General features: G+C 70.7%; 23 protein-coding genes. 15 read left to right on the top strand and 8 right to left on the bottom strand.

Features of this window, described 5'->3' with window-relative positions; translation table 11 throughout:
- Positions 1-39 precede the first annotated feature (39 nt).
- Both ACFYZQ_RS05590 and ACFYZQ_RS05585 read left to right on the top strand, forming a co-directional pair.
- Positions 40-897, top strand: coding sequence for an AAA family ATPase (locus ACFYZQ_RS05590; RefSeq protein WP_389141971.1), 858 nt, complete (start codon positions 40-42; stop codon positions 895-897).
- Positions 894-2,255: a VWA domain-containing protein gene (locus ACFYZQ_RS05585; protein WP_389141969.1), complete on the top strand. Its 1,362-nt coding sequence runs from the start codon at positions 894-896 to the stop codon at positions 2,253-2,255. Before ACFYZQ_RS05590 ends, ACFYZQ_RS05585 begins: the two co-directional genes overlap by 4 nt.
- A gap of 25 nt (positions 2,256-2,280) precedes the next feature.
- On the opposite strand, the gene ACFYZQ_RS05580 is transcribed toward ACFYZQ_RS05585, so the two are convergent.
- From ACFYZQ_RS05580 to ACFYZQ_RS05555, 6 genes are all read right to left on the bottom strand, one after another.
- Positions 2,281-2,640, bottom strand: coding sequence for a cupin domain-containing protein (locus ACFYZQ_RS05580; RefSeq protein ID WP_389143187.1), 360 nt, complete (start codon positions 2,638-2,640; stop codon positions 2,281-2,283).
- Between the two features lie 192 nt (positions 2,641-2,832).
- Positions 2,833-3,513, bottom strand: coding sequence for a transcriptional regulator (locus ACFYZQ_RS05575; RefSeq protein ID WP_389141967.1), 681 nt, complete (start codon positions 3,511-3,513; stop codon positions 2,833-2,835).
- 33 nt (positions 3,514-3,546) lie between these two features.
- The gene (locus ACFYZQ_RS05570; protein ID WP_389141965.1) at positions 3,547-4,260 is read right to left on the bottom strand and encodes a hypothetical protein; all 714 of its coding nucleotides are present in this window, start codon (positions 4,258-4,260) and stop codon (positions 3,547-3,549) included.
- Between the two features lie 127 nt (positions 4,261-4,387).
- Positions 4,388-5,641, bottom strand: a complete 1,254-nt coding sequence (locus tag ACFYZQ_RS05565; RefSeq protein WP_389141963.1) for an alpha/beta hydrolase family protein — start codon at positions 5,639-5,641, stop codon at positions 4,388-4,390.
- A gap of 253 nt (positions 5,642-5,894) precedes the next feature.
- Positions 5,895-6,557, bottom strand: a complete 663-nt coding sequence (locus ACFYZQ_RS05560; protein ID WP_389141961.1) for a response regulator — start codon at positions 6,555-6,557, stop codon at positions 5,895-5,897.
- On the bottom strand, positions 6,554-7,729 hold the full coding sequence (locus ACFYZQ_RS05555) for a sensor histidine kinase (protein WP_389141959.1): 1,176 nt from the start codon (positions 7,727-7,729) through the stop codon (positions 6,554-6,556). The genes ACFYZQ_RS05560 and ACFYZQ_RS05555 overlap by 4 nt, the downstream gene beginning before the upstream one ends.
- A gap of 206 nt (positions 7,730-7,935) precedes the next feature.
- Between ACFYZQ_RS05555 and ACFYZQ_RS05550 the strand changes: the two genes are divergently transcribed.
- The 3 genes from ACFYZQ_RS05550 to ACFYZQ_RS05540 all read left to right on the top strand — a co-directional run bounded on the left by ACFYZQ_RS05550 (position 7,936) and on the right by ACFYZQ_RS05540 (position 11,063).
- Positions 7,936-8,856: an ATP-binding cassette domain-containing protein gene (locus ACFYZQ_RS05550; RefSeq protein WP_389141957.1), complete on the top strand. Its 921-nt coding sequence runs from the start codon at positions 7,936-7,938 to the stop codon at positions 8,854-8,856.
- Entirely contained in the window at positions 8,853-9,677 is an 825-nt protein-coding gene (locus tag ACFYZQ_RS05545; RefSeq protein ID WP_389141955.1) for an ABC transporter permease, read from the top strand. Before ACFYZQ_RS05550 ends, ACFYZQ_RS05545 begins: the two co-directional genes overlap by 4 nt.
- A 135-nt stretch (positions 9,678-9,812) precedes the next feature.
- Positions 9,813-11,063, top strand: coding sequence for an MFS transporter (locus ACFYZQ_RS05540; RefSeq protein ID WP_389141953.1), 1,251 nt, complete (start codon positions 9,813-9,815; stop codon positions 11,061-11,063).
- Between the two features lie 435 nt (positions 11,064-11,498).
- Here ACFYZQ_RS05540 and ACFYZQ_RS05535 read toward each other — a convergent pair whose 3' ends face one another.
- Positions 11,499-12,521 carry a LacI family DNA-binding transcriptional regulator gene (locus ACFYZQ_RS05535; protein WP_389141951.1) on the bottom strand — a complete coding sequence of 341 codons (1,023 nt, stop codon included), beginning with the start codon at positions 12,519-12,521 and terminating at the stop codon, positions 11,499-11,501.
- A gap of 252 nt (positions 12,522-12,773) precedes the next feature.
- Here ACFYZQ_RS05535 and ACFYZQ_RS05530 point away from each other — a divergent pair, with 252 nt between their 5' ends.
- The 9 genes from ACFYZQ_RS05530 (at position 12,774) to ACFYZQ_RS05490 (ending at position 23,968) form a co-directional block, all read left to right on the top strand.
- Positions 12,774-14,699, top strand: a complete 1,926-nt coding sequence (locus ACFYZQ_RS05530; RefSeq protein WP_389141949.1) for a glycoside hydrolase family 127 protein — start codon at positions 12,774-12,776, stop codon at positions 14,697-14,699.
- A gap of 30 nt (positions 14,700-14,729) precedes the next feature.
- Complete coding sequence (locus ACFYZQ_RS05525) at positions 14,730-15,974, top strand: extracellular solute-binding protein (protein ID WP_389141947.1); 1,245 nt, start codon at positions 14,730-14,732, stop codon at positions 15,972-15,974.
- Positions 15,975-15,981: 7 nt separating this feature from the next.
- Complete coding sequence (locus ACFYZQ_RS05520; RefSeq protein ID WP_389141945.1) at positions 15,982-16,950, top strand: carbohydrate ABC transporter permease; 969 nt, start codon at positions 15,982-15,984, stop codon at positions 16,948-16,950.
- 56 nt (positions 16,951-17,006) lie between these two features.
- A complete protein-coding gene (locus ACFYZQ_RS05515) occupies positions 17,007-17,768 on the top strand; it encodes a carbohydrate ABC transporter permease (RefSeq protein WP_389143184.1) in 762 nt (253 codons plus the stop codon).
- Between the two features lie 44 nt (positions 17,769-17,812).
- Positions 17,813-19,555: an RICIN domain-containing protein gene (locus ACFYZQ_RS05510; protein WP_389141944.1), complete on the top strand. Its 1,743-nt coding sequence runs from the start codon at positions 17,813-17,815 to the stop codon at positions 19,553-19,555.
- Between the two features lie 119 nt (positions 19,556-19,674).
- The gene (locus ACFYZQ_RS05505; protein ID WP_389141942.1) at positions 19,675-21,189 is read left to right on the top strand and encodes a serine/threonine-protein kinase; all 1,515 of its coding nucleotides are present in this window, start codon (positions 19,675-19,677) and stop codon (positions 21,187-21,189) included.
- A gap of 41 nt (positions 21,190-21,230) precedes the next feature.
- Entirely contained in the window at positions 21,231-22,196 is a 966-nt protein-coding gene (locus ACFYZQ_RS05500) for a pirin family protein (protein WP_389141940.1), read from the top strand.
- 709 nt (positions 22,197-22,905) lie between these two features.
- Complete coding sequence (locus ACFYZQ_RS05495; protein ID WP_389141938.1) at positions 22,906-23,061, top strand: hypothetical protein; 156 nt, start codon at positions 22,906-22,908, stop codon at positions 23,059-23,061.
- Between the two features lie 76 nt (positions 23,062-23,137).
- Positions 23,138-23,968 carry an IS5 family transposase gene (locus ACFYZQ_RS05490; RefSeq protein WP_389141936.1) on the top strand — a complete coding sequence of 277 codons (831 nt, stop codon included), beginning with the start codon at positions 23,138-23,140 and terminating at the stop codon, positions 23,966-23,968.
- A gap of 12 nt (positions 23,969-23,980) precedes the next feature.
- Here the strand turns inward: ACFYZQ_RS05490 and ACFYZQ_RS05485 are convergent, their stop codons facing one another.
- A complete protein-coding gene (locus ACFYZQ_RS05485) occupies positions 23,981-24,550 on the bottom strand; it encodes a dienelactone hydrolase family protein (protein ID WP_389141934.1) in 570 nt (189 codons plus the stop codon).
- Positions 24,551-24,603: 53 nt separating this feature from the next.
- Here ACFYZQ_RS05485 and ACFYZQ_RS05480 point away from each other — a divergent pair, with 53 nt between their 5' ends.
- Positions 24,604-25,188 (top strand): ArsR/SmtB family transcription factor, encoded by a 585-nt coding sequence (locus ACFYZQ_RS05480; RefSeq protein WP_389141932.1) that lies wholly within the window; start codon positions 24,604-24,606, stop codon positions 25,186-25,188.
- The last annotated feature ends 208 nt before the right edge of the window (positions 25,189-25,396 follow it).

The following is a 25,396-nucleotide window of genomic DNA, read 5'->3' as shown; positions in this document are numbered from 1 at the left end:
ACCTGGACCCGCGACACCCGACCGCACCCGGAGGCCCCGTTGTTCACATCCGTCGACGACGTCTCCGCCCGTCTCGCCGAGACCGGCTACCTCGCCTCCCCCGCCGTCGCCACGACCGTCTTCCTCGCCGACCGGCTGGGCAAGCCCCTGCTGGTCGAGGGGCCGGCCGGGGTCGGCAAGACCGAGCTGGCGAAGGCCGTCGCGCAGGTGGCGGGCGCGCGGCTGGTGCGGTTGCAGTGCTACGAGGGCGTCGACGAGTCGCGGGCGCTGTACGAGTGGAACCACGCCAAGCAGCTGCTGCGCATCAGCGCGGGCCGCGACGAGACCTGGGACGAGGCACGCACGGACATCTTCAGCGAGGAGTTCCTGCTACCCCGTCCGCTGCTGACGGCCATCCGCGGCGACGAGCCCAAGGTGCTGCTGATCGACGAGACCGACAAGGCCGACGTCGAGGTGGAGGGGCTGCTGCTGGAGGTGCTCAGCGACTTCCAGGTGACCGTGCCGGAGCTGGGCACGGTCACGGCGACCCGGCGTCCCTTCGTCGTGCTCACCTCCAACGCCAGCCGTGAGCTGTCCGAGGCACTGCGCCGCCGCTGCCTGTTCCTGCACATCGGCTTCCCCGAGGAGGAGCTGGAGCGGCGCATCGTACGGCTGAAGGTGCCGGGGCTCGACGAGGCGCTGGCCGAGTCGGTGGTGCGGGTGATCGGCGCGCTGCGTGCGATGGACCTGCGCAAGGTGCCCTCGGTGGCGGAGACCATCGACTGGGCGCGCACGCTGCTGGCCCTGGGTGCCGGGACGCTGGACGAGACCATGGTCCGGGAGAGTCTGGGCGTGGTCCTCAAACACCAGGACGACATCCTGAAGGCCGCCGCCAAGCTCGACCTGGACGCCCTGTGAGCACCCCCGCGGGGGTGGCGGACCGGCTGACCGGCCTGGTGGCGACCCTGCGCACGCACGGGGTACGGATCGGCACCGGGGAGACCGTGGACGCGGCCCGCGCGGTGGAGGCGCTCGGCCTCACGGACCGGGAACTGCTCCGCGAGGGGCTGGCCGCGACGCTGCTGCACGGCACGGGGCAGCGGGCGGTGTTCGACCCGGTCTTCGACCTGTACTTCCCGCGCGGTGTCGGCGGACCCGGCACGGCGGAGCCCGCCGACCGCGACGACCTGCGCGAGAGGCTCGCGGACGCGCTCGCCGCCGACGACCGCGCGGCCATGGCCCGGCTGGCGGCCGAGGCCGTGGACGCGCTGGGCGGGTACGGGAGTTCACCGGAGTCGGACGGCTGGTCGGCGTACCAGACCCTCGACCGGCTGCGCCCGCAGACCCTGCTGGCCCGGGTGCGGGCGGGCGTCCGTGAGCGGGACGGGCGGGCGGGCTTCGCCGACCGGTTGCTGGACGACGAGATCCGCCGCCGTATCGACGCCTTCCGCGCCCTCGTCGCGGCCGAGGCGCGGCGCCGGGTCGCCGAGCGGCGCGGCCGGGAGCTGATCGCCCGGCGGGCGGTGGCGCCGACCGCCGACCGGGTGGACTTCCTCTACGCGGGCCGGGACCAGCTGGCCGAGCTGCGCAGGACCGTCGCGCCGCTCGCCCGCAAGCTGGCCACCCGGCTGGCCGCGCGTCGCCGCAGGGCCGCGCGCGGCACGATCGACCTGCGCCGGACCCTGCGCGGCTCGCTGTCGACGGGTGGCGTGCCGATGCGGCCGGTGCTGCGCCGGCGCCGCCCGGTCCGGCCGGAGCTGGTGCTGCTGTGCGATGTGTCGGGCTCGGTGTCGGGTTTCTCGGACTTCACGATGCTGCTGGTGCAGGCGCTGCACGACCAGTTCAGCAAGGTGCGGGCGTTCGCCTTCGTCAACCGGCTCGACGAGGTGACCGGGCTGCTGGAGCACGGCGCGGCCGACCCGGAGGGCCTCGGGGCCCGCATCCGCGCGGAGGCCGTGCTCACCGGCTGGCACGGCAGCAGTGACTACGGGGTGGCGCTCGGCGAGTTCGCGGAGCGGTACGGCGACGCGGTCGGCCCGCGCACCACCGTGTTCGTTCTCGGTGACGCCCGGACCAACATGAGCGACCCCAACCTGGCCGCCGTCCGCCACATCGCCGGACGGGCCCGCCGTCTGTACTGGCTGAACCCCGAACCACGCCCCCAGTGGGGCACGGGCGACTCTGCCGCGCCCGCCTACGCGGAACTGGCCGAGATGCACGAGTGCCGCACGGCCCGGCAGCTCAGCGCCCTGATCGGGCGGCTGCTACCGGTGTGAGACCACCCGCGTCCCCTGCGTCCGCTCAAGCCTTCGCGTACTCCTGGGCCATCTGCCCGGCGAAGTCGTACACGACGCACGGTTCGTCACCGACCACCCAGGCGTCGTGGCCGGGCGGGCAGACGAAGACGTCGCCGGGACCGACCTCCGACTCCCCGCCTTCGCCTTCCATCCTGAGGTGCATCCGTCCCTGCACCACGTAGCCGTTGTGGTGGACCTGGCAGGTGTCGGTGCCCGCGATCGGGCCCACGGACTCCGACCAGCGCCAGCCCGGTTCGAAGGTGCCCACGGCGAAGTCGAGCCCCGTCAGGTGCACGACTTCGAGGTGGCCCCGGGGGAAGTCGCGGCGCTCGTCGGGCTTCTCGACCGTCTTCACTTCCAACATGGTCATGACGGTGTTCTCCCTTCCGGCGACTCACCGCGGCCGGGCCTGCGCGTCGCCGCCCGGCGGCCACGACGGCACCGGCTCCACCCACGGCGACCTGGCCGTACCACTCCATCGTCGGCCCGGCAACCCGGCACCGCCATTCGGGTGACCCGGGCCATGAGGTCCGTTCCGGTGACCGCGGCCGTGCGGTCAGTTCCCGTCGCCCTCGGACGCGGCGGACCTGGCCTGGGCGAGATAGCTGTACGCGGACGCGCGGGAGATCCCGAGCCGCCCGGCGACCTGTTCGACCGCCCGGCGCACCGCGAACACACCCCGTTCGTCGAGGCCGCGGAACAGCTCCAGGCGCTGCGCCCGGTCGAGCTGCGACCAGCTCGCGTTCTGCCGCAGCTGGTGCGCGTCGACGATGGCGTCGACCACCGCGTCGATGTCGTCGCCGAAGGCGGTGGTCGGCGGCTCCGCGGTGTCCGTGCCGGTCCCGGCGAGGGAACCCAGCAGGGTGTGCGTCTGGCTCAGCGCGGTGACGTCGAGGTTGACGCAGAGCGCGCCGAACACCGCACCGCCGGAGTCCCTGAGCGGCATCGTCGAGGACTTCACGAGCTTCCCGGCCGGTGTCCGGGTCAGGTAGTTCAGCTCGTCGGCCGCCGTGTCGCCGCGGGCGACCATGCGCATGCCGATCTCGCTCATCGCCCCGCCCACCGTGCGCCCGGTCACCTCCCCGGCGAGGGCGACCACCGACTTCTCCGGGCGCCGGTAGTCGTGCAGGACCACCTCGCACACCGGCCCGAAGGTCGCCACCAGCCCGTCGACGACCGGGCCCAGCGCGGCGAGGATCGCGTCCCGCTCCGACTCCGGGGAGAGTTCGTCGGCCATCGGGGACTCCTTCACTCGGCGGTGCTGTCGAGACTACCCGTCCAGACCGTGTACGGGGAGTCCAGCTCCGAGGGTCGTGCCGGTGCCCGCGCGGCCGGCCTCGTCGGCGTGCCGACGTTGCGCGTCGTGTCGACGTACCGCGTACACCGCGTAGGCGTAGGCCACGTCCAGGACGAGGCAGGCCACGTAGAAGTAGTGCATCAGCGCGGTCTCGTGGCGCGGCACCGCGTCGGGGTCGGTGAGCAGGGTCAGAGAGGCGCAGGCGGTGCCGACGAGCTTGGTCAGCGCGATGCCGAGGGACTGACCGCGCAGGCCCCGGCGGGCGGCGAGCATCCCCAGGAACATGGCCGACATCGCCACGTTGCTGCCGAACGCGGTGATGGCTCCCTCACCGCGGTCGAACTGCTCGGAGGCGAAGTTCATGCCCAGGTAGGCGAGCAGCAGCACGGCGACCAGCGCCGGCAGGAACAACCGCTCGGGCAGATAGGGGAATTCGGCCCTGCCGAAGCGGACGACGGTGTAGGCGATGGCGAGGTCGAAGCAGAACCACACGATGTTGACCACCTGCATGACTCCCGCCTGCGGTCGCACGAACGCGAACATGAACTCCCAGCTCATGTTGGTCGCGAACGCCACGACCGGCATCCCGAAGGTCCGCTCCCGCAGCCCCGCGCGGATGATCAGCGCGTAGGCGGCCGCCCAGAAGACACCCGTGCCGAGCAGAAACGCCGTGTGCAGAGCCCCCATGCCGACCCTCCGTCAAGTTACCGATCCGGTGCGTACCGGCGACTACTCTGACACGATGCCCCTTCGCCCGCGGCCCCGTACGGACCGGCTGCACACCCCCGTAGCGCCGCCGGCCCGCAGGCTGCCACTACGGCAGGTACCGCACCTCGGGGAAGGCCCGGGACGGCCCGTCGAGCAGGTGGCCCCGGCGGTGGCGCAGGTGCTGGTCGAAGAAGGCGAGCGGGTAGGCCTGCTGGATCTTCACGGCCCTGGCCGGGTCGAGGTTGCCGATCCAGGCCTTCAGCTGTTCGTCACTCATACCGGCCGGCTTCGCCATCTGTGGCATGAGCACCTGGGTGTCGCCGTAGGAGTGGTGGGTCGCACCCTCGGCCTGGACGTCGAGCCGCCAGCCCTTGAGGTGGGACCAGAACACGGCCACGTTCGGGTCCTGGGGACGGGCGAACTTGGCGGTCATCAGCATGAACGGCCGGTCCAGGTCGGTGGTGATGGTGGGCTGCGGCCCGGGCTGCATCGGTCCGTCCAGGCTCAGCCCGGCCCCCACACGCCTGTCCGTCAGCATGACGCAGGCAGTGGCCGTGCCGCCCTTCGACCAGCCGAACATGCCGATGCGCGACGTGTCGAGGGCCTGGCACAACCCGTCCGGCAGCGGGCGACGCCCGGCGTCGGGGTTGTGCCCGGCGGCGATCTGCTCGACGCAGTCGAGGACGAAACGGATGTCCGTTGCGTAGTCCACCGCGTACATCGTGTGCTGGTCGTCCCTGATCGGGGTGACGACCTGGCCGTCGGGCAACTGGCTGTACGCGTCGTTGATGTGGTCCACCGTCACCACGACGTAGCCGTGGCTGGCGAGCTCCTGCACGATGACGGTGTGGTCGGAGCGGTGGCTGCCCGCGCCGTGCGAGTACACGACCACCGGCAGGCCCCGGCCCGTGCGGTGCGCCGGGGCGCCCTCGTGGCCGGCCGTGAGCGGCGCCAGAGCGATGTCGGGCGGGAAGTCGGTGGAGGCGAGCAACGCCCGCAGCGCGTCGGCGGGCATCCACGGCACGCGGGCGTACCGATCTGCGTCGCCACGGGCGGGGTACCAGACGCTCGCCATCAGCTGGCGGTAGTGGCCGGGGCCGGCATCGAGGTCGGGGCGGGAGGCGTCGACGAGGTGCAGCTCCACCGTGCCCACCGGGTGCGGTCCGGTGGGCTCCGGCAACGTGAGCTGCGCCGGGGCCGAGCCGGTAGGGACCGGCGCGCCGCCCTCGGTGGCCGGGGCCGGGGCGGCCCAGGCGGGGGCCGCGGCGGCGAGCGGCACGGCGGCTCCGGCAGCGAGCACAGCACCCAGCATGCTGCGGCGTGTCATCCGGTCGCGGCTTGTGAACGGCGTGGTGGTCATGGACCCTCCCAGGGGTGTTCCTGATCCTCGGATGCCTCACGGAAGCCTCATCCGGCGGTCCGTGAGCACGGACGGAACGCTGTCACGCACTCCCCTCGGGCATCATCCGCCCACCGGTTGATCATCCGGGTGGGCATCGGCCCACGGGTTGCCATCCGCAGGATGACCCGCTCGGCGGCGTAGCCCTCGCGGGAGTCGCGGCGTGGGACCCGCGCCCACAGCCGCCGGGTTCGCCGTTGGGTCCGGGCCTCGGTCAGCGAGGCGGCGTGACGAGCCCCATCTCGTAGGCGGTGATCACGAGCTGGACACGGTCTCGGGCTCCCAGTTTGGTGAGCAGTCGTGACACGTGCGATTTGGCGGTGGCCACCGTGATGAAGAGATCCTCCGCGATCTCGCTGTTCGTCCGGCCTCGACCAACCAGGGTCAGCACTTCCCGTTCCCGCTCGGTGATGCCCTCGACCTGCCGCGAGGAGCGCTCCGGCGCAGCCTCGGGGCGCCCGGCGAAGTCCGCGATCAGACGACGCGTCACACGCGGAGCGATCAGTGCGTCGCCGGCGGCGACCACACGGATCGCCGCGAGGATGTCGTCCAGCGCCATGTCCTTGACCACGAATCCGCTCGCGCCCGCCCGGAGCGCGCCGTAGACATGGTCGTCCTCGTCGAAGGTGGTCAGGACGAGGACACGCGTCGTCGCCGGACCGGCCGTGATCAGGCGCGTGGCCTCGATCCCGTCCATGCCGGGCATCCTGATGTCCATGACCACGACGTCGGGGGCGACATCCGTGACCAGTTGGACCGCCTCGGCACCGGTGGCGGCCTCACCGACGACCTGCAGGTCAGGGTGATCGGCCATGAGCACGCGCAGACCGGACCGTACCAACGGCTGGTCGTCGGCGAGCACGACTCGCACGGTCATCGGGCCTCCGTAGGTACGGCGACGGGCTGGGGCAGCGGCAGCCGGGCCGCCACCCGGAAGCCTCCTTCGGGACGCGGTCCGACGCGGAGGTGGCCGTGCAGCAGGGCGACCCGCTCCCGCATGCCGATGATGCCGAAGCCGTGGGCCGCGCCGTTCTCGGGGGCGCCGCGCCCGTCGTCGACTATGTCCACGGACAGTTCCTCGTCCCCGTAGTCGATGGCCACCCGGCAATGTCCGGTGCCCGCGTGACGGACCACGTTGGTCAGCGCCTCCTGCACGATCCGGTACGCGGACAGGTCGATGTCGGCCGGCAGGGGCCGCTGATCCCCGCTGAAGCGCACGTCGACGAGTACGCCCGCGCCCGCGGTCGCGGTGATCAGCCCTTCGATGTCCGCCAGCCCAGGAGAGGGCGCGCGAGGTGCCTGCCCGGAGACCGGGGCGTCCCGATCGGTCTGACGGAGCGCCACCAGCGTGCGCCGAAGGCCCGCCAGCGTCTGTCTGCTGGTCGCCTCGATCGCCCGGAGTGCCTCGCGGGCCTCGGCGGGCTGCGTCTGGATGACCCGGCTGCCCACACCGGCCTGGATGGCGATCACACCGATGCTGTGGGCGATCATGTCGTGCAACTCGCGTGCGATCCGCAGCCGTTCGGCGGTCACGGCCTGGGCCACTTCCTGTGACCGCAGCGCCGACGCGTACTCGCGGCGCTCACGGCTGAGCAGACCGGCCATGCACGACGCGGCCATGGCCAGGAGGGCGATCACGCTGCTGACCGTCAGGCTGTCCCCGTGCGCGAATCCGCCGATCAGCAGGAGTTGCACGGTGAGGGATACGGCCACGGCGACGACCGAGACCCGCCGGGTGTGGGTGGCGACGACGATGCTCAGGACGAGGTCCATCGCCAGGTAGGAGAGGAACTGGCCCGGATACGACACCGCCAGGCTCGTACGGGCGGAGCCGGGCGGCCCCACCACCACGGCGGTGGAGCCGAAGAGCGTCATGGCCAGAGCCAGCAGCGGCGTTCGTCTCAGCACACCGGTGAGCAGGCTCGCGGCCAGCAGCGCCCCGACACCGTGGACCGTGCCCGACGCCCGCGGCGCACCCCCCACCAGCAGACCCACCACAAGGAGGTAGGAGGCACCCCCCGCCCAGGCCACGGCCTTCGTCCTCGTCATCGGTGGTGCGCCCTCTTGTAGACACGGCCGCAGTGAGCACAGCACGAAGGCGACCAACTGATCGTCATGGGGTTCACCCCGTGAGACTAACCGGCAGGCGTCCGCGCGGCATCCGCCCGTGGACGTACGCTCACGGGCCAACCCGTCCACGTGATTGCCGCCCACGGCCCCATGCCCGGACGGGTTCCTCCCGGCACTGTGGTGCCGTGATCGAAGTCAGCGAACTCACGAAGCGCTACGGCGGCAGGACGGCCGTCGACCATCTGTCCTTCACCGTGCGGCCGGGCCTGGTCACCGGCTTCCTCGGCCCCAATGGGGCCGGCAAGTCCACGACGCTGCGGATGATCCTCGGCCTGGACGCGCCCACCGCCGGTGCCGCCACCGTCGGCGGCGTCCCTTTCCACCGCCATCCGCGCGGGCTGCGGCACGTCGGCGCCCTCCTCGACGCCGGCCAGGTCCACGGCGGGCGCAGCGCCGCGGCCCACCTGTCCGCCCTGGCCCGGAGCAACGGCATACCGCGGCGCCGGGTGGACGAGGTGCTGCAGGAGGTGGGACTGGCCGAGGTGGCGACCCGCCGCATCGGCGGATTCTCCCTCGGCATGAAGCAGCGGCTGGGAATCGCCGCCACCCTGCTCGGCGATCCGCCCGTGCTCATGTTCGACGAGCCGATCAACGGCATGGATCCCGAAGGCGTGCTCTGGGTACGCCGGCTGTTCCGGCGCCTGGCCGCCGAGGGGCGCACGGTCTTCCTCTCCAGCCACCTGATGTCGGAGATGGAGAACACCGCCGACCAACTGGTCGTCATCGGCCGAGGCCGCCTCATCGCCGCCGAGTCGGTACGGGACTTCGCGGCCCGTAGCACTCGTATCAGCGTTGTGGTGGGGACACCGCGGCACGCGGAGCTCGCAGCCGTGCTGACGGCGGCGGGCGCCTCGGTGGCCCTGGAGGGATCGGCCGGCGCGGAGAGGCTCGCCGTGGCCGGGCTGCCGGCGGACCGGGTCGGGGCGCTCGCCTTCGAGAACGGAATCCAGCTGAACGAACTGACCACCCGCACCGCCTCACTGGAGGCGGCCTTCATGGAACTGACCGCCGACAGCACCGAGTATCTGGCAGGACGACCCCGATGACCACACTCGCCTCCGTCTCCCCCACCACCCGCGTCACCGGGCCGCCCGCACGCTTCCGCGACCTGCTCGCCTCCGAGTGGATCAAGACGCGGTCCCTGCGCTCCACCCCGTGGACGATCGCGCTCACCGTCCTGTTCGTCATCGGATCCTCCGCCGTGGCCACGCTGGCGGACCACGCCGCGGGCTCCGGACCCGCCGACTTTCTGCCCTACGACGCCTACCCGCCGGCCGGCTACTGGACACTGATACTCGTCGCCGGCAGTGCCGGCGCCCTCACCGTCGTGAGCGAGTACAGCAGCGGCCTGATCCGCACCACCACCGTGGCCGTCCCCGCCCGCGGCTCCATCGTGCTGGCCAAGGCGGCCGTCACCGCCGCGCTGTGGACCGCGGTCGGCACGGCCGTCTCCCTCGGTTCGTTCCTGGTCTCCCAGGCCATCCTGTACGGGCGCCACGCCGGTGTTCCGATCACCCACGCCGGGGTGTTCCGGGCGATGGCGGCGTCCGCGTTGCTGGCTCCGGTGTGCGCGCTGGTCGGACTGGGCCTCGGCGTTCTGCTCCGGCACACCGCCGGGACCATGGTCACCAGCGTGTTCACCCTGCTGATGCTGCCCACGATGTTCTCGGAGCGCGATCGCTGGTCGGCGGACATCAACCACGCGCTGGTGTCGGCCGCGTGGAAGCGCCTGGTCCAGAACTGGGAGCCGGACCCCGGATCCCTGGCCTACACCGCCACGGTCTCCGGCTCCTGGATCGTGTACGCGCTCTGGCCGCTGATCGCGGTCGCACTCGCTGTGCTCGTCGTGCGGCGCCGCGACGTGTGAGCCTGCCTCCGGGGCGCGCCCATTGCCGGAAGCAGGCCGCTGCCCCTTGGCGAGGTGACCCTACGCCTCGTCTGCAGGCACGTTGATCCGGTGTAGCGTGTGATCCCGTTCGCCGGGTCGACAGGGGAGACGGGCTTGACGTCATCGGAGCGCGATAGTCCTGCCTTATGGGGCAATCCCGCCTACCGTGTCTTCCTGGTCGTCCAGACCCTGTCGGCCCTTGGTGACTCCTTCTCCTACGTGGCGATCCCGCTGCTGGTGCTGCACAGCACCGGCTCGGTGGTCCAGATGGGCGCCGTCACCGCGCTCACCGGCGTCGCCTCTATCCTCACCGGGCTGTTCGCTGGTGTGGTCGCCGACCGGGTCGACCGCAGGCGGCTGCTGATGGCGGCCGACGCGGCACGCTGTCTGCTGTACCTGTTCCTCCCGCTGGTCTGGGCGTTCGCCACACCTGTGTGGCTGGTCTACCTCGTCGTGCCGGTCGCCGAGGTCTTCTCGATGCTTTTCCAGGTCACCTACGTGACCGTGGTGCCCGCGCTCGTGCCACCGGAGCAGATCACCCGGGCCAACGGCCATCTCTACGCGAGTTTCGCGGTCGCCGGCGCCCTCGGCCCGGCGCTCGCCGGTCTGGTCGCCTCGGCGGCCGGTCCCGCCGCCGCCATCGGCATCGACGCCGCGACGTTCGCGATCTCCGCGCTGGGCCTCGGGTTCGTCCGGTTCGGCGTCGTGGCCGCGCCACCCACCGGGAGCGAACGCGGGCGGGTTCGCGGGGAGTTCATGACGGGCGCCCGCTTCCTGTGGACGCATCCGGTACTGCGCCCGCTGACCGTCCTGCTGACCCTGCTGACCTTCCTCACCTACGGTCTGCCGGATCTCGTGGTCTACCTGGTCAAGCACGAGCTCGGCCGCCCGGACGCGACGGTCGGCTATGTCCTCGCCGTGGGCACCGTCGGCACGTTCGCCGCCGCGTCCGTGGTCGCCCGCGTGCGCAGCCGCCTGGGCTTCGGGGTGAGCTGGATCGGCGCCTTCTCCGTGGCGGGCCTCGCCGTCGCCTGCCTGGGTGTGTCCCGGACCGTCCCGGTGGTGGCGGCGCTGGTGACGGTCCAACTGCTGTGCACCGGCATCGCCGGCATCTGCTCGATGTCGCTGCGCCAGGAGGTCACCCCTGGGCATCTGCTGGGCCGGGTCACCTCGTCGTTCTGGACCGTCCAATCGGCCCTGGGCCCACTGGGCGCGGCCGCCACCACCGCGGCCGCGGCCGGGCTGGGCGTCACCACGGTCTGCCTGTTCACCGGCGTCGCCGTGCTGCTGGTGGCGCTGGCCGGATCGGTTACCGGCATCCTGCGACCGGAGACCGGCGAACCCCGGCTGGAAGAGCCGGTATGACGGCCGCGGCACCCCGGTCGACGTACTGAGGAGAGCGGGGCACGCTCCACGGGGGAACACGCCCCGACCGGCCCGGCCGACGTTGAACCATGCGCAGACGGACGCGAGTTCGGCGGTTGTGGTAGTAGCCGCCGCATGCCCCGCGCCGTCGGCCGGTGTCACTCGCGGGCCGACCGGCGGCCCGCCCGGCCCGCGAGCCGTGCCCCCCGCACATGAGTTCCTGGAGGCGAACTCCCCAGCCGTAGGTCTGCCCGAGGGGGGCACGCCTCCGCGCCGCCGGTGGCACGCCCGCCGCCCCGCGACCGGCACCACCCCCCTCCGCCGCCCGGCCTGACCGGCGAACGTGCCGGCGCGGCCGAACCGCGCGTCGCACCGGACCGGCCCGGCGCCCACCCAGGGTGGGCAACCACGGAGCGAGGGATCCGAGGCGACGCTTCAGCTCGACTCGCGCACCACCAACCGGCACGGCACCGTGTGGACGCCCGGTTCGGCATCGGCGTCGATGGCCTGGAGCAGCCGCAAGGCGGCGATGCGGCCGATCTCGGTCAGGTTCATGTCGATAGTGGTGAGCGGTGGCCGGCAGGCCAGCGCCATGGTGTCCCAGTTGTCGTAGCCGACCACGGCGATGTCGCCGGGCACGTCCCTGCCCCGCTCGCGCAGCGTGTCGGCCACGCCGCGGGCGATCTGGTCGTTGCCGCAGAAGAAGGCGTCTGTGTCGGGGGCGGTGCGCAGCACGGCATCGGCGGCTCGCCGGCCCCAGGCCTCGCTCCACTCGCCGTAGTGCACCCGGCCGGTGGCCGGGCCGAGTTGGGCGGCCTCCAGGTGCTCGACGGCATGCCGGGCGCGGTCGCGGGCGGCCTGGTGGTGCTCGGGGCCGGTGACGTGGGCGATGCGGGTGCGGCCGGTGCCCAGCAGGTGCTCGACGGCCAGGTGGGCGCCGCCCCGGTCGTCGGTGACGACGGAGGTGTCGGCGGGGTCGGTGGACGGGGCGAGCGCGTAGACCACGGGGATCGAGGGGTCGAGCCCCGTCAGCGGTGGACGCGGGTCCGTGCGGCGGCCGGCCACGATGATGCCGTCCACCCTGCGGTCGGTGAGGGTGGCCAGGTGGTGCTGTTCCCGGATGGCGTCGCCCCGGGTGTCGCACAGCAGTACGGAGATCTTCCCGGCGCCCAGCGCGTCCTCGGCACCCAGCAGCACGGGTGTGCTGAACCGGCCTATGCCGTCCGTCGTCATCAGGCCCACCGTCCAGCTGCGCCCGCTGTGCAGGCTCTGCGCGTGCTGGTTGGGCCGGAAGCCGAGCGCCTCCACCGCGTCCAGCACTCGCTGCCGGGTCTCGGGACGCATCCGGCCGCCGCCGTTGAGCGCCTTCGAGGCCGTGCCCACACTGACGCCCGCCAGCGCGGCCACGTCGGCGAGCCGGGCCCGGCCGGTGAGGGGGGAGCCTGGAGCAGAGGTCACGGGCAAACCTTTTCCTTGGGGACGGCGACGCCTGCCATGGTGACAGCCTGCGCGCCGTGCTGCCAAGCGAGTGGGCAAACTGAAAAATCTCTTGCCGTGCCTCTTGACCGGACTTCCGCGCTGCCCTCTACTTTCACGACGAGAAAACGGTTGCCCAAACAATCTCCGTCCCACCGCCGGGGGCGACCACCCCATACGCCGTAAGTGCGCGCCCGAACACCGGACTTCGCCCCGCCACCACCCCGGAGAGCCATGCCCCGCACACCCTCCGCCCCGTCGTCCCCCATCGGCCCTGCCGGCCCGGTCCGTCCAGGCCTCGACGCCCAGGTCGCACTGCGCCCCGCGGCCGCCCGCATCGACGCCGGTTTCTGGTACGCCCGCCGTGAGACCAACGCCCGGGTGTCCCTCCCCCAGGGCCCCGGCCTGCTGGAGTCCGCCGGGAACCTGCACAACCTGCGGCTGGCGGCAGGCACGGCCCGGGGCGAGTTCCAGGGCGCCTACCCGTTCGTGGACACGGACGTCTACAAGTGGCTGGAGGCGGCGTCCTGGCAGCTGGCCGAAGGCGGTCCGGCGGAGCTGGCGGCCGACGTGGAACGGATCGTCTCCCTGGTCGCCGCCGCCCAGCAGCCGGACGGCTACCTCAACACCTGGTTCCAGCTGGTCAAGGGCGGCGAGCGCTACCAGGACCTGCGCTGGGGCCACGAGCTGTACTGCGCGGGCCATCTGATCCAGGCGGCGGTGGCCCACCACCGGACCACGGGCCGCCCCGAACTCCTCGAAGTGGCACGGAAGTTCGCCGACCACATCGACTCCGTCTTCGGCCCGCCCGGCAGCGGGAAGCCCCTCGACGGCATCGACGGCCACCCCGAGGTGGAGACCGCCCTGGTGGAGCTGTACCGGGAGACCGGCGAGCGCCGCTACCTGGACCTGGCCGGCTACTTCGTCGACCGCCACGGCCATGGCCTGCTCGGCGGGGAGGCCTACTGCCAGGACCGCGTCCCGCTGCGCGAGGCGGCGAACGTCGAGGGCCACGCCGTACGGCAGTTGTACCTGCTCGCCGCGGCAGCCGACCTGGCGACCGAGACCGGCGAGCCCGAACTCCGTGCCGCGAACGAGCGGTTGTGGCAGGCCATGACCACCACCAAGACGCACCTCACCGGCGGTCTCGGCGCCCACCACGACCAGGAGGACTTCGGCGACCCCTACGAACTACCCAACGAGCGCGCCTACTGCGAGACCTGCGCCGCGATCGCCTCGGTCCAGTGGAGCTGGCGCATGGCCCTGCTGACCGGCGAGGCCCGCTACAGCGACCTGATCGAGCGGACCCTCTACAACGGCTTCCTGGCCGGTGTCTCCCTTGACGGCGAACGCTGGCTGTACGTCAACCCGCTCCAGGTCCGCGACGGCCACACCGACCCCGGCGGCGACCAGTCGGCCCGCCGCACCCGCTGGTTCCGCTGCGCCTGCTGCCCGCCCAACGTCATGCGGCTGCTGGCCTCCCTGGAGCACTACCTGGCCAGTGGCGACGAGGGCGGCCTGCAGATCCACCAGTACGTCGACGGCGACTACGCCACCGACGGCATCACCGTCCGCTGCGAGACCGACTACCCCTGGCACGGCACGATCGCCCTCGTCGTCGAGGAGACCCCCGCCGACCGCCCCTGGACGCTCTCCCTGCGCATCCCCCAGTGGTGCCGGGAGTACCGGGTGCGCTGCGGGGACGAGACGTACGGCTCCCCCGTCACCGACGGCTGGCTGCGGCTGACCCGCACCTGGTCCCCCGGCGACCAGGTCGTCCTCGAGCTCGGCCTGGAACCCCGTCTCACGGCCGCCGACCCTCGGGTGGACGCCGTACGCGGCTGCGTGGCGATCGAGCGGGGCCCGCTCGTGTACTGCCTGGAGCAGGTCGACCACCCCGGCGGCGGACTGGACGACGTCGTCGTCGACACCACCCGCCCGCTCGCCGTGAAGCACCGCCCGGACCTGCTCGGCGGGGTCACGACGGTTGTCGCGGCGGGTCGGCGGCGACACATCCCCGACCCGGGCTGGTGGCCGTACGCCACCGCCGGCGACGCCCCCTCGGCGCACGGCGAGCCCGTCGAACTGACAGCCATCCCCTACTACGCCTGGGCCAACCGCGAAGACGGCAGCATGCGCGTCTGGCTGCCCACCTCCTGAACAACCCTCCTAGACAACGAGGTCAGCCCCGTGACACCCACCCGCCGCACCCTGATCGCCGCGACAGCCGCCGTCAGCGCCCTCGCCTCCCTCACCGCCTGTGGAGGCGGCTCCGACAACTCGGGCTCCTCCAAGGCGTCCGGGAGCACGTACACCTTCTGGGACCCCTACCCGCAGTTCGACGCCTCCTCACCGTGGGGCAAGCTCGTCAGCCAGTGCGGCACGAAGGCCGGGGTGACCGTCAAGCGCACCGCGTACGACACCACCGATCTCGGCAACAAGGCGCTGCTCGCGGCCCAGCAGGGCAACGCGCCCGACGTGATGCTCGTGGACAACCCGGTCGTCTCCACGCTCGTGGACGCGGGGATCCTCAACAAGACGAGCGACATAGGGCTCGACACGGCCTCGATCCAGAAGAACATCATCGGCGCGGGCACCATCGAAGGCGCCTCCTACGGAGTCCCGATCGGCGCCAACACCCTCGCCCTCTACTACAACAAGAAGGTGTTGTCCGCGGCCAAGGTCGACCCGGCCTCGATCAAGGACTGGAACTCGCTGAACGCGGCCCTGAAGAAGGTGAAGGCGGCCGGGAAGAAGGGCATCACCTTCTCCGCGATCAACACGGAGGAAGGCAGCTTCCAGTTCCTGCCCTGGTTCTGGGGTGCGGGCGCCGACCTCACCAAGCTGAACTCCGCGAAGGGCGTGGCCGCGCTGTCGCTGTGGAAGGACTGGGTGGACAAGGGCTACGCGCCCAAGGACGTCCTGCAGAACACGCAGACCACCAGCTGGCAGGAGTTCGCCACCGGCACCTACGCGTTCGGCGAGAACGGCACCTGGCAGCTCGGCAACGCCCAGAAGGCAGGGTTCGGCTACGGCGTCATCAACATCCCCGCACAGGACGGGGGTTCGGCGCCGGTGCCCACGGGCGGCGAGTTCGTCACCGTGCCCGTACAGAAGGACACCGCGCGCTACGACATCAGCAAGAAGATCGTCACCTGTCTGACCAGCGACGCGAACCTCCTCGCGACCGACACGACGCTCACGTACGTGGCACCCACGTCGACGGTCCAGGCGGAACAGGTGAAGCAGAACCCCGAGCTCAAGCCGTGGGTGTCCGCCGTGGCGGCCGCCCGTGGCCGCACCAGCGGCGGCCTCGGCTCCAAGTACCCCACCATCTCGCAGCCGATGTGGACCGCCGTCCAGTCGGCCCTGTCCGGCAGCAAGAGTCCCAAGTCCGCGCTGGACACGGCCCAGGCGAGCGCCGGGAAGGGCTGAGGCCGACATGACCATCGCCCGAGTCGACCGCCCGCGCCGGGCGCCGGCCGTGGCGAGGACGAGTGGCGGAGACACCCCGCTCCTGCGCCGGCGTCAGCGGCGCAGGAGCAGGCTGACCGCGCTCGCCTTCGTCGCCCCACTGCTCGCCTATCTCGCCGCCTTCTACGTCTACCCCCTCTACCGCAACCTCGATCTGAGCCTGCGCGACTACACCGTCCGCTCGTTCGTCACGGGCGACGCGCCGTTCTCCGGCTGGGACAACTTCCGAAAGGTCCTGGACGACCCGACGTTCGGGCCGGCGATGCGGCACACCATGGTCTTCACCTTCGTGTCGATCGCCTTCCAGTACGTCATCGGGCTGGCGCTCGCGGTGTTCTTCAACCGGCGCTTCCGGCTGTCGGCGGTCCTCAGGGCGCTGTTCCTGATCCCCTGGCTGCTGCCGCTGATCGTGTCGGCGTCGACCTGGTCGTGGATGTTCAACAGCGAGTCGGGGGTGGTGAACTACTTCCTGCACTTCTTCGGCGTGAGCCCGGTCGGCTGGCTCACCTCGCCGGACTGGGCGCTGACCTCGGTGATCGTTGCGAACATCTGGATCGGCATCCCGTTCAACCTGGTCATCCTCTACAGCGGGCTGCAGAACATCCCGGCCGAGCTGTACGAGGCGGCGGCCCTCGACGGGGCGAGCGCCTGGCAGCAGTTCCGCCGGATCACGTTCCCGCTGCTCCGTCCGGTGTCGGCGATCACGCTGCTGCTCGGGCTCGTGTACACCCTCAAGGTGTTCGACCTGATCTGGATCATGACGAAGGGCGGCCCGGGCGACGCCTCGTCGACCCTGGCGACCTGGTCGTACCAGCTCGGCTTCGGCACGCTGCTGCCCAAGTTCGGCCCGGGCGCGGCGGTCGGCAACATCCTCATCCTCATCGCCCTGGTCTTCGGTCTGCTCTACGTCCGCGTCCAAAGGAGGCAGGAAGCGTGAAGTCCCTCGCGAGGGGCCGGCTCCACACCGTCATCGGTCTCCTGCTCACCGCGCTGATGCTGTTCCCGGTGTACTGGATGCTGAACGTGTCCCTCACTCCCCAGCAGGACATGCGCAAGAGCCCGCCCGACCTGCTGCCGCTGCACCCGACCTTCGAGGGCTACAAGGCCGTCCTCGACGACCAGCTGCCCTATCTGGGCACCAGCCTGCTCATCGGTCTGGGCACGGTCGCCCTCACTCTCGTCCTCGCCGCGCCGGCCGGTTACTCGCTGGCGAAACTCCGCCCGCGCGGCGGCGGTGTGCTGGGCCTCGCCCTGCTGATCGCGCAGATGATCCCCGGGATCGTCATGGCGATGGGCTTCTACGGCACCTTCCTGGACCTCGGTCTGCTCAACTCCTGGTGGGGACTGATCGTCGCGGACTCCACCATCGCGGTGCCGTTCGGCGTCATGATCTTCACGGCGTTCATGTCGGGCATCCCCGGTGAACTGACCGCCGCCGCGCTCATCGACGGCGCCGGGACCTTCCGCACCTTCTGGTCGGTCGTCCTGCCGCTGAGCCGCAACGCCCTCGTCACCGTCTCGCTCTTCACGTTCCTGTGGGCCTGGTCCGACTTCGTCTTCGCCAACACCCTCGACGGCGGCGGCGACATGCGGCCGATCACCCTCGGCATCTACAAGTACATCGGCAACAACAACCAGGAGTGGAACGCGATCATGGCCACCGCCGTCGTCGCCTCCGTCCCCGCAGCGGTCCTGCTGGTCCTCGCCCAGCGCTACGTGGCCGCGGGTGTGACCGCGGGCGCGGTGAAGGACTGATCCACCTCTCCCATCCCCCTCTCTCCGTGAGGAGAATCCCTGTCATGAGCCGCACAAGACCATCCGTACGTCTGACGGCCGCGCTGGGTACGGCCGTCCTCGCGGCCGGTGTCGCCACCGCCGCCCCCGCACACGCGTCGCCCACCGCCTCCACCACCCTGATCGTGAGCGCCGACCGGACCCTGCGCCCCGTCACCCATGTCGCCACGGGCAGCCTCTACGGCCTGGCGGACGCCTCGACCCCCGCCGACAGCCTGGTCACCCCGTTGCAGCCGAACACCTTCGTGCAGATGGCCCCGGGTGGCTCCCAGCTGCCGAACGGCGAACCCAAGCCCGCCGGTGACGCGCTCGTCGTGGCGCCCAAGGCGGCAGGCGCGGGCGCCAAGGTTGTCGTCCGTATGCCGGACTGGTACCCGAACTTCCCTTACAAGTGGGTGAGTTGGAGCGACTGGCTGTCGGCGGTCGACAAGCAGGTGGCGTCCGTGCGGTCGTCGGGCGCCACGAACATCGCCGCGTACGAGCTGTGGAACGAGCCTGACTGGACGTGGGACACGGCCAATGCGGGCGCCTTCGACGCGGGTTGGACGCGCACGTACAAAGAGGTCCGCGCCAAGGACGCCACGACTCCCATACAGGGGCCCAGTCACTCCTATTGGAACCAGTCCTGGATGAGCACGTTCCTCACCGACGCCAAGGCGAGCGGCACCGTCCCCGAGATCATCTCCTGGCACGAGCTGCAGGGCAGCAAGGACATCGCGGCGCACGTGTCGGCGTACCGCGCGCTGGAGTCGAGCCTGGGTATCAGCCCCCGGCCGATCGCCATCGAGGAGTACGCCAAGCCCGCGGAGATGGGCGTGCCCGGCGCCCTGATCGGTTATGTCGCCAAGTTCGAGCGGGCCGGGGTGCACGACGCCGAGCTGGCCTTCTGGAACCACTACGGCACCCTCGGCGACACCCTGACCGACACCGGCGGCTCGCCGAACGGTTCGTACTGGATGTACAAGTGGTACGGCGACATGTCGGGGAGCATGGTCCCCACCACGCCACCCGCTCAGACGGGCATCGACGGCATCGCGTCCCGCAACAGCTCCGGCAACCAGATCAGCGTCATCGCGGGCGGCTGCACCGGCTCCTGCGCGGTGACCGTCAACGGACTCTCGTCGCTGCCGGCCTTCGGCAGCACGGTCCACGTCAAGCTGGAGTACACCCCGAACACCGGCCGTACGACCGCCTCCCCCGGCCCGATCACCGTCTCGGACGCCGACTACACCGTCTCGGGCGGCTCGATCACCGTGCCGGTGGCGATGAACGCCTCCGACGGCTACCACCTGGTGATCACCCCGAGCGGCACGAACACCTCGCTCGCCGGCCGCTACCAGATCACCAACAAGAACAGCGGTCTGGCCCTCGACACCCTGAACGGGGGCACCGCCCAGGGCACCTCGGTGGCGCAGGCCACGTCCACCACGGGCACCGACGAGAACTGGACCCTGGTCGCCGCCGGCTCGGGCCTGTACAAGATCGTCAACCAGAAGAGCGGTCTGCTGCTCGGCATCAACCAGATGAGCACGACCGACGGCGGCACAGCCCTGATCTGGGGTGACAACGGGACCGCTGACCATCTGTGGCAGGTCATACCGGCCCGGGACGGCTACTACAAGATCGCCAACTACAACAGCGGCCTGCTGCTGGGCGTGGACCAGATGAGCACCGCCTCCGGCGCCCAGGTCCTGCAGTGGACCGACAACGGCACCGCCGACCACCTGTGGAAGCTGACGGCGCGCTGACGCCGTCCCCGCACCGGGGTTCCCGCGCCTGATGTCGGCAGGCCCGGGAACCCCGCCCCGCGTGAACCCGCGCACACTCGGGGCAGTCGGCCGCATACCGGCGGCTAAGGTGACGCGGGATGACGAAGGGGGCACACCAGACGGAGGACAGGGCGGTGTCGGACGAGGGGCGGCTCCTTGCCGGACGCTACCGGCTCACCGAGCGGATCGGCCGGGGCGGCATGGGAACGGTGTGGCGGGCCGAGGACGAGGTGCTCGCCCGTGAGGTCGCGCTCAAGCAGCTGCACGCCCCGCCGCACCTGTCGGACGACGAGCTCGCCACCCGGTACGAGCGCACCCGCCGCGAGGCCCGCAGCGCCGCCCGTGTGGTCCACCCCAATGTGATCGTCGTCCATGACGTGGTCGACGACGGCGGGCGGCCCTGCATCGTCATGGAGTACGTCCCGGCCCCCACGCTCGGCGATCTTTTGAAGGACGGCGCGGCCCTCCCGTACGAGGAGGTCGCCAGGATCGGCCTGGGCATGACCGCCGCCCTGGCCGCCGCCCACACCGCCGGCGTCCTGCACCGCGACGTCAAGCCCGGCAACGTTCTCCTCGGCACCGGCGACCGGGTGGTACTCACGGACTTCGGGATCGCGCTGACGGACGGATCCTCGACCCTGACCCGGACCGGTGAGATGGTCGGCTCGATCGACTACATGGCACCGGAGCGGATCCGCGGACACCGGTCCGGACCGGCCTCCGACCTGTGGTCGCTGGGTGTGACGCTGTTCCAGGCGGTGGAGGGTCGGCCGCCGTTCCGCCGGGAGACCGCGATGGAGACCGCGTACGCCATCACCGCCGCCCCGCACGAGCCGATGCGGCAGGCCGGCCGGCTGCAGCCGGTCATCGAGGCCCTGCTGACGAAGGACCCCGGCGGGCGCCCCTCGGCGGAGCAGACCCGGGAAGCCCTGACAGCCGCCTTGTCGGACGGCACGAGGGGTGGGCTGCCTCCCGGCCGGCCGGAGGCCGACCCGTCACGGCCGCGAAGCCACGGCCGCCGCAGGCGGCGGGTCGGCCGGGCGCGCCTCGTCCTCGGGGCCACGGCGGCGGTCCTCGCCACCGCGGCCGTCACCGCGCTGTTGTACGCCACCGGGCACCACGGAGCGAGCACCCCGGCCACCGCGACCACGAGTGCCACCCCCTCCCCCGTGCCCACGGGCTACCACCTGGTCCACGACCGGCGGCTCGGCGTCTCCTTCCCCGTCCCCGACAGATGGAAGGCCCGTGCCGGCGCCGGCGACGAGGTCACCTACGCCGACCCCACCGGTCTGGCCGGGATCACCATCGGCATGGTCGAGCCCGCCGGAGAGAGCCCCATGGCCCACTTCGCGGACATCGAGACCAACACCAAGGTCAACTACCCGACGTACCGCAGGCTGCGCATGCAGCGGACCACGTTCCGGGGGCAGCCGGCCGCGATCTGGGAATTCACCTTCCAAGGCCGTGCCCGCCTCTTCCGCGCCGCCGACCTGGGCTACGGCCGGGAGGGCGGCCGGGAGTACGACCTCTACCTCTCGGCCCCCGACGCCCGGTGGGACACCTTCCGTCCCGTACTCGACACCGTCCGCGACGGATTCACCACGACCGGCTGACCACTCGGCACGGGGGTCCGCCGACCGCTAGGTTGGCGGTCATGAGCAACCTTGACCGCGCGCCCGTACCGAGCGTGTGCGGTGGCCGCGGATTCGTCGTCGCCGAGCCCGTCCGCGAGCTGCTGAGCCCCCGCAATGTCAGGCTCGGCGAGTCGACCGAGGTACGCCGGCTGCTGCCGAACCTGGGCCGGCGCATGATCGGAGCCTGGGCGTTCGTCGACCACTACGGCCCGGACGACATCGCCGACGAACCCGGCATGCAGGTGCCGCCACACCCCCACATGGGACTGCAGACGGTCAGCTGGCTGCACGAGGGCGAGGTGCTGCACCGCGACTCGACCGGCAGTCTGCAGACCATCAGGCCGAAGGAGCTGGGGCTGATGACCTCGGGCCGGGCGATCAGCCACTCCGAGGAGAGCCCGAGGTCGCACGCCCGCTTCCTGCACGGCGCCCAGCTCTGGGTCGCACTGCCCGACACCCACCGCCACACCGAGCCCATGTTCGAGCACCATCCGGCACTGCCCACGGTGACCGCACCGGGTCTGACCGCGACCGTCCTCCTCGGCGACCTGGACGGTTCGGCCTCCCCCGGCACCGCGTTCACGCCGATCGTCGGCGCCGACCTGGCCCTCACCCGGGGCGCAGACCTCCGGCTGCCCCTGGAACCCGACTTCGAGTACGGAGTCCTCGCGATGTCCGGCGAGGTGCACGTCGACGGGGTTCCCGTACTGCCCGGCTCGATGCTCTACCTCGGCTGCGGACGCACCGAACTGCCGCTGCGGGCCGAGTCGGACGCCGGGCTCATGCTCCTGGGCGGTGAGCCGTTCGCCGAGGAGATCATCATGTGGTGGAACTTCATCTCCCGGTCTCAAGATGAGATCGTACAGGCCCGAGAGGACTGGATGAAAGGGACACGTTTCGGGGAGGTCAAGGGCTACGACGGGGCTCCGTTGCCGGCGCCGACACTGCCGGCAGTACCCCTGAAACCACGGGGAAGAGTGCGCTGACCTGGGAAAATGCAGGCTTGCAGCCGAGATGTTCGAGCCGTCTTCCCTGCTACCTCTCAACGCCGAGGGTTGGCTCCCGAAGCCCCTTCGGATACCGCGGCACGGACGTTACCGGGTCTGTCCGCGTCTCCGACGTGTGGGCATGTGTGGGCAGCTTTGGCCGGACGAATGCTGACCCAATGCTGACTTTCCTGACAGGGCGTCATGGGCGGCGAACCGATGCTGTCGCCGATGGCGGAGCCTGCCGTCGTGTCGGATCGACTGCAGGGCGTCCGCAGTCCCTGCTGTCTCCCGAGCCAATTCGCTTCGGGGACAGCATCGACTGAGACGGTCAGTCCGGTGATTGTGGGACCCCAACAAGTTCAGATGCAGTAACACGCTGCTGGCAGCCGTACCGGCCCAGACGGGGCCGCTGCTCCCCCACCAGCGCGCTCGACCCCGGAACTGAACACCGCCGTTCTCCGACCCGAGCACTCGACCAAGGTCCCCTCATATCGAGCGCCCGGAACTTAGTCGGCGTGTCCTGCCGACGGCCGGGTCGTTGCGAAGGGCGACACATGCACAATCCGCCCCCCGGCAAGCGCGCTCGAGGGCCCTGCCCGCCCGGCCAGCGCCCTCACCTCCCGACGGCGCTTCGGAGCTGTCGTCACGCGGCGCTCCACTGATGGGGCTGGCCCCCGCGCCACTCCACCGAGCGCGGATCATCCCGGTGCTGCGGGAGATCTCCCAGCACACCAACATCAAACTGTCTGTGATCGCCGAAAAACTCATCCAGCACGGACTCGGCGCCGCCCTGCCCGATCCGATCACGGGCGAACTGCACGCTGCTATCGCCCGCCACGCCTGTCGCTCGGGCCCGGGCTGACGACCAGGACCGTCATACGGCTAAGGCCTGTCCGATGGGTCAGTGACGAGCTGGACTGCCGATCGTTCAACGCTATGTGGAGCGGGGTGATCTGACCGACTCTGAATGGGCCCAGCTAGAGCCGCACTTGCCGAAGAACACCGGTCGAGGCGGCCGGTGGAAGGAACACAGGCAGGTCATCAATGGGATCTTCTTCCGCATACGGACCGGCATCCCTTGGAGGGACTGGCCCGCGGACGGCACTTGGGAGAAAATCTTCCGGGCCGCCCAGGCCGACGCCGACGCTGATGGTCGGATCGACTGGTCCATGGTGAGTGTGGACTCCACTGTGTGCCGTGCTCATCAGCACGCCGCCCGCGCACGCAAACAGACACCGCGGAAACCGGGCAAGCGCACCCCGCCCGCTCAGCACCGCCCCGATGAGGCGCTGGGCCGTTCGCGCGGCGGCCTGACAACGAAGATTCACTTGGCAGGTGAGGGTGGTCTGCGGCCTCTGGCCATGCTGGTAACCCCCGGTCAGTGGGGTGATGTCCCCCAGATGATCCCGGTTCTCGAGCGCATTCGTGTGCCCCGGCCGGACGGCGGCCATCCACGCACCCGGCCCGACCATCTCAGCGGCGACAAAGCGTACTCATCACGCCGCAACCGCCGTTACCTGCGGCGTCGTCACATCAAGCACACCATCCCCGAACGCCGAGACCAGCAGGCCCACCGCCTACGCCGTGGGAGTAACGGCGGCAGGCCCACCGGCTTCAATGCGGCACGCTATGTCCGCAGGAACGAGATCGAGCGGCTGATCAACCGATTGAAGGTCAACCGGGCAGTGGCCATGCGATTCGACAAGAGGGCATACGTCTATTACGGCACCGTGACCGTCGCAGCCCTGTGCCTCTGGCTTCGCGCATGACCCGCCAATGACCTAGCGCGAGCCGAGGAACTCAATCGCCCGCTGGGTCAGGAGCTTGGCAGCGTCCGGGTCGTAGGACGGCAGCGAATTGTCCGCGAACAGGTGCTGGTCTCCGGGATACAGGAACATCTCCGCGTCAGCGCAGTCGGAGACGAGCGCGCGAGCAGCGTCGATGTCCTCGGTGAACAACGGATCAGCTTCCTTGGCATGTACCTGCACCGGCACACGGGCAGGCCATACCGCACTGAACTCCGACACCGGGATGCAGGCGTGGAACAGGAGCGCGCCCCGCGCGCCCGCCTGCGTCTGCGCCAGCTTCTGGGCCGGAAGTACACCCAGTGAGAAGCCAGCGTAAACGGCATCCCGCGGCAGCTGGTCGGCCGCGCGGACACCGCGCTCGGTGATCTCGCCGAATCCGACCTGCTCCACGTAGCCCATGCCCACCTCAAGGGAGTCGAACGTTCGCCCTTCGAAGAGATCGGGCGTGTGGACGGTGTGGCCGGCCGCGCGGAGTTCATCGGCGAAAGCAGCGACTCCGGAGGTCAGCCCCTGCGAGTGATGGAACAGTACGACCTCTGTCATGCCCGACCCCTTTGTGGGTAGCGAATGATCCGGAACTTTAGAATAATCGAGAGGTGTCGAACAATACCCGCCTCCCCGACTACGACCTTGCCGACGTCACAGATGTGACAGCCCCGGACCAGCTGCGCGCACTGGCTAACCCGCTGCGCAACGCCATCCTCGAGCTGCTCCTCGAACGCGCCGCGACCGTGAGCGAACTGGCCGCCGCACTCGGCCGCCCCAAGAGCACGGTTGCGCACCACGTGAGCGCCCTGGCGGATGCCCAGCTGCTGAAGGTCGTGCGGACCCGCCGGGTGCGAGCCATCGAAGAGCGCTACTACGGCCGCACCGCGCGCATCTTCCGCATCGGCACGATCAGTCCGACCGACGGGGACGCCACGCCGTACTGCAACAACGATCTCGCCACGGCCGCCGCCGAGTCGGCCCCCGCACATCAGGCAGATCAACTCTCCTCGATTGTGCGGCACGTACGGATCCCGCGGGAGCAGGCCCGCGAATTTTGGGCGCGGGTCCTGGAACTCGCCAACGACTACACACAACTCCCGCGCGGCGGCGATGTGGTGTACGGCTTCGCGGCCGGGCTCTATCCGACCGACCATCCGGCGCTGCCGGAGGCTGAGCCTGCAGCGAAGGACTGACCTGCAACCCGGGTTAAGGCGTCCGCAGCCGCGACCTACAGCACCCGAATCTTCACGCCCCTGGCGCACCTCGGGCCGCAACCCACCAAGTCGCATGACCCATCGGACAGGCCCTAGTAGTGCTTCGTTACGTTGGGTGATCTCGGCTGGTGGTGGGCATTGTCCTGGTATGAGGTTGGGGGAGGTGGAACGGCTCCGGGGTGAGTTA

The organism is Streptomyces sp. NPDC001843 (assembly GCF_042891955.1).
GTDB lineage: Bacteria > Actinomycetota > Actinomycetes > Streptomycetales > Streptomycetaceae > Streptomyces.
The sequence above is the reverse complement of the archived record's forward strand: the minus strand, read 5'-3'. Positions and strand labels throughout refer to the sequence as shown.

Bases quoted from the DNA above. Each gene is read 5' to 3' on its own strand.
- ACFYZQ_RS05520 (WP_389141945.1), top strand. From the start codon at position 15,982: ATGACCATCGCCCGAGTCGACCGCCCGCGCCGGGCGCCGGCCGTGGCG.
- ACFYZQ_RS05505 (WP_389141942.1), top strand. From the start codon at position 19,675: ATGACGAAGGGGGCACACCAGACGGAGGACAGGGCGGTGTCGGACGAG.
- ACFYZQ_RS05500 (WP_389141940.1), top strand. From the start codon at position 21,231: ATGAGCAACCTTGACCGCGCGCCCGTACCGAGCGTGTGCGGTGGCCGC.
- ACFYZQ_RS05510 (WP_389141944.1), top strand. From the start codon at position 17,813: ATGAGCCGCACAAGACCATCCGTACGTCTGACGGCCGCGCTGGGTACG.
- ACFYZQ_RS05545 (WP_389141955.1), top strand. From the start codon at position 8,853: ATGACCACACTCGCCTCCGTCTCCCCCACCACCCGCGTCACCGGGCCG.
- ACFYZQ_RS05560 (WP_389141961.1), bottom strand. From the start codon at position 6,557: ATGACCGTGCGAGTCGTGCTCGCCGACGACCAGCCGTTGGTACGGTCC.
- ACFYZQ_RS05515 (WP_389143184.1), top strand. From the start codon at position 17,007: ATGCTGTTCCCGGTGTACTGGATGCTGAACGTGTCCCTCACTCCCCAG.
- ACFYZQ_RS05575 (WP_389141967.1), bottom strand. From the start codon at position 3,513: ATGGCCGACGAACTCTCCCCGGAGTCGGAGCGGGACGCGATCCTCGCC.
- ACFYZQ_RS05530 (WP_389141949.1), top strand. From the start codon at position 12,774: ATGCCCCGCACACCCTCCGCCCCGTCGTCCCCCATCGGCCCTGCCGGC.
- ACFYZQ_RS05570 (WP_389141965.1), bottom strand. From the start codon at position 4,260: ATGGGGGCTCTGCACACGGCGTTTCTGCTCGGCACGGGTGTCTTCTGG.
- ACFYZQ_RS05555 (WP_389141959.1), bottom strand. From the start codon at position 7,729: ATGACGAGGACGAAGGCCGTGGCCTGGGCGGGGGGTGCCTCCTACCTC.
- ACFYZQ_RS05565 (WP_389141963.1), bottom strand. From the start codon at position 5,641: ATGACCACCACGCCGTTCACAAGCCGCGACCGGATGACACGCCGCAGC.
- ACFYZQ_RS05580 (WP_389143187.1), bottom strand. From the start codon at position 2,640: ATGTTGGAAGTGAAGACGGTCGAGAAGCCCGACGAGCGCCGCGACTTC.
- ACFYZQ_RS05485 (WP_389141934.1), bottom strand. From the start codon at position 24,550: ATGACAGAGGTCGTACTGTTCCATCACTCGCAGGGGCTGACCTCCGGA.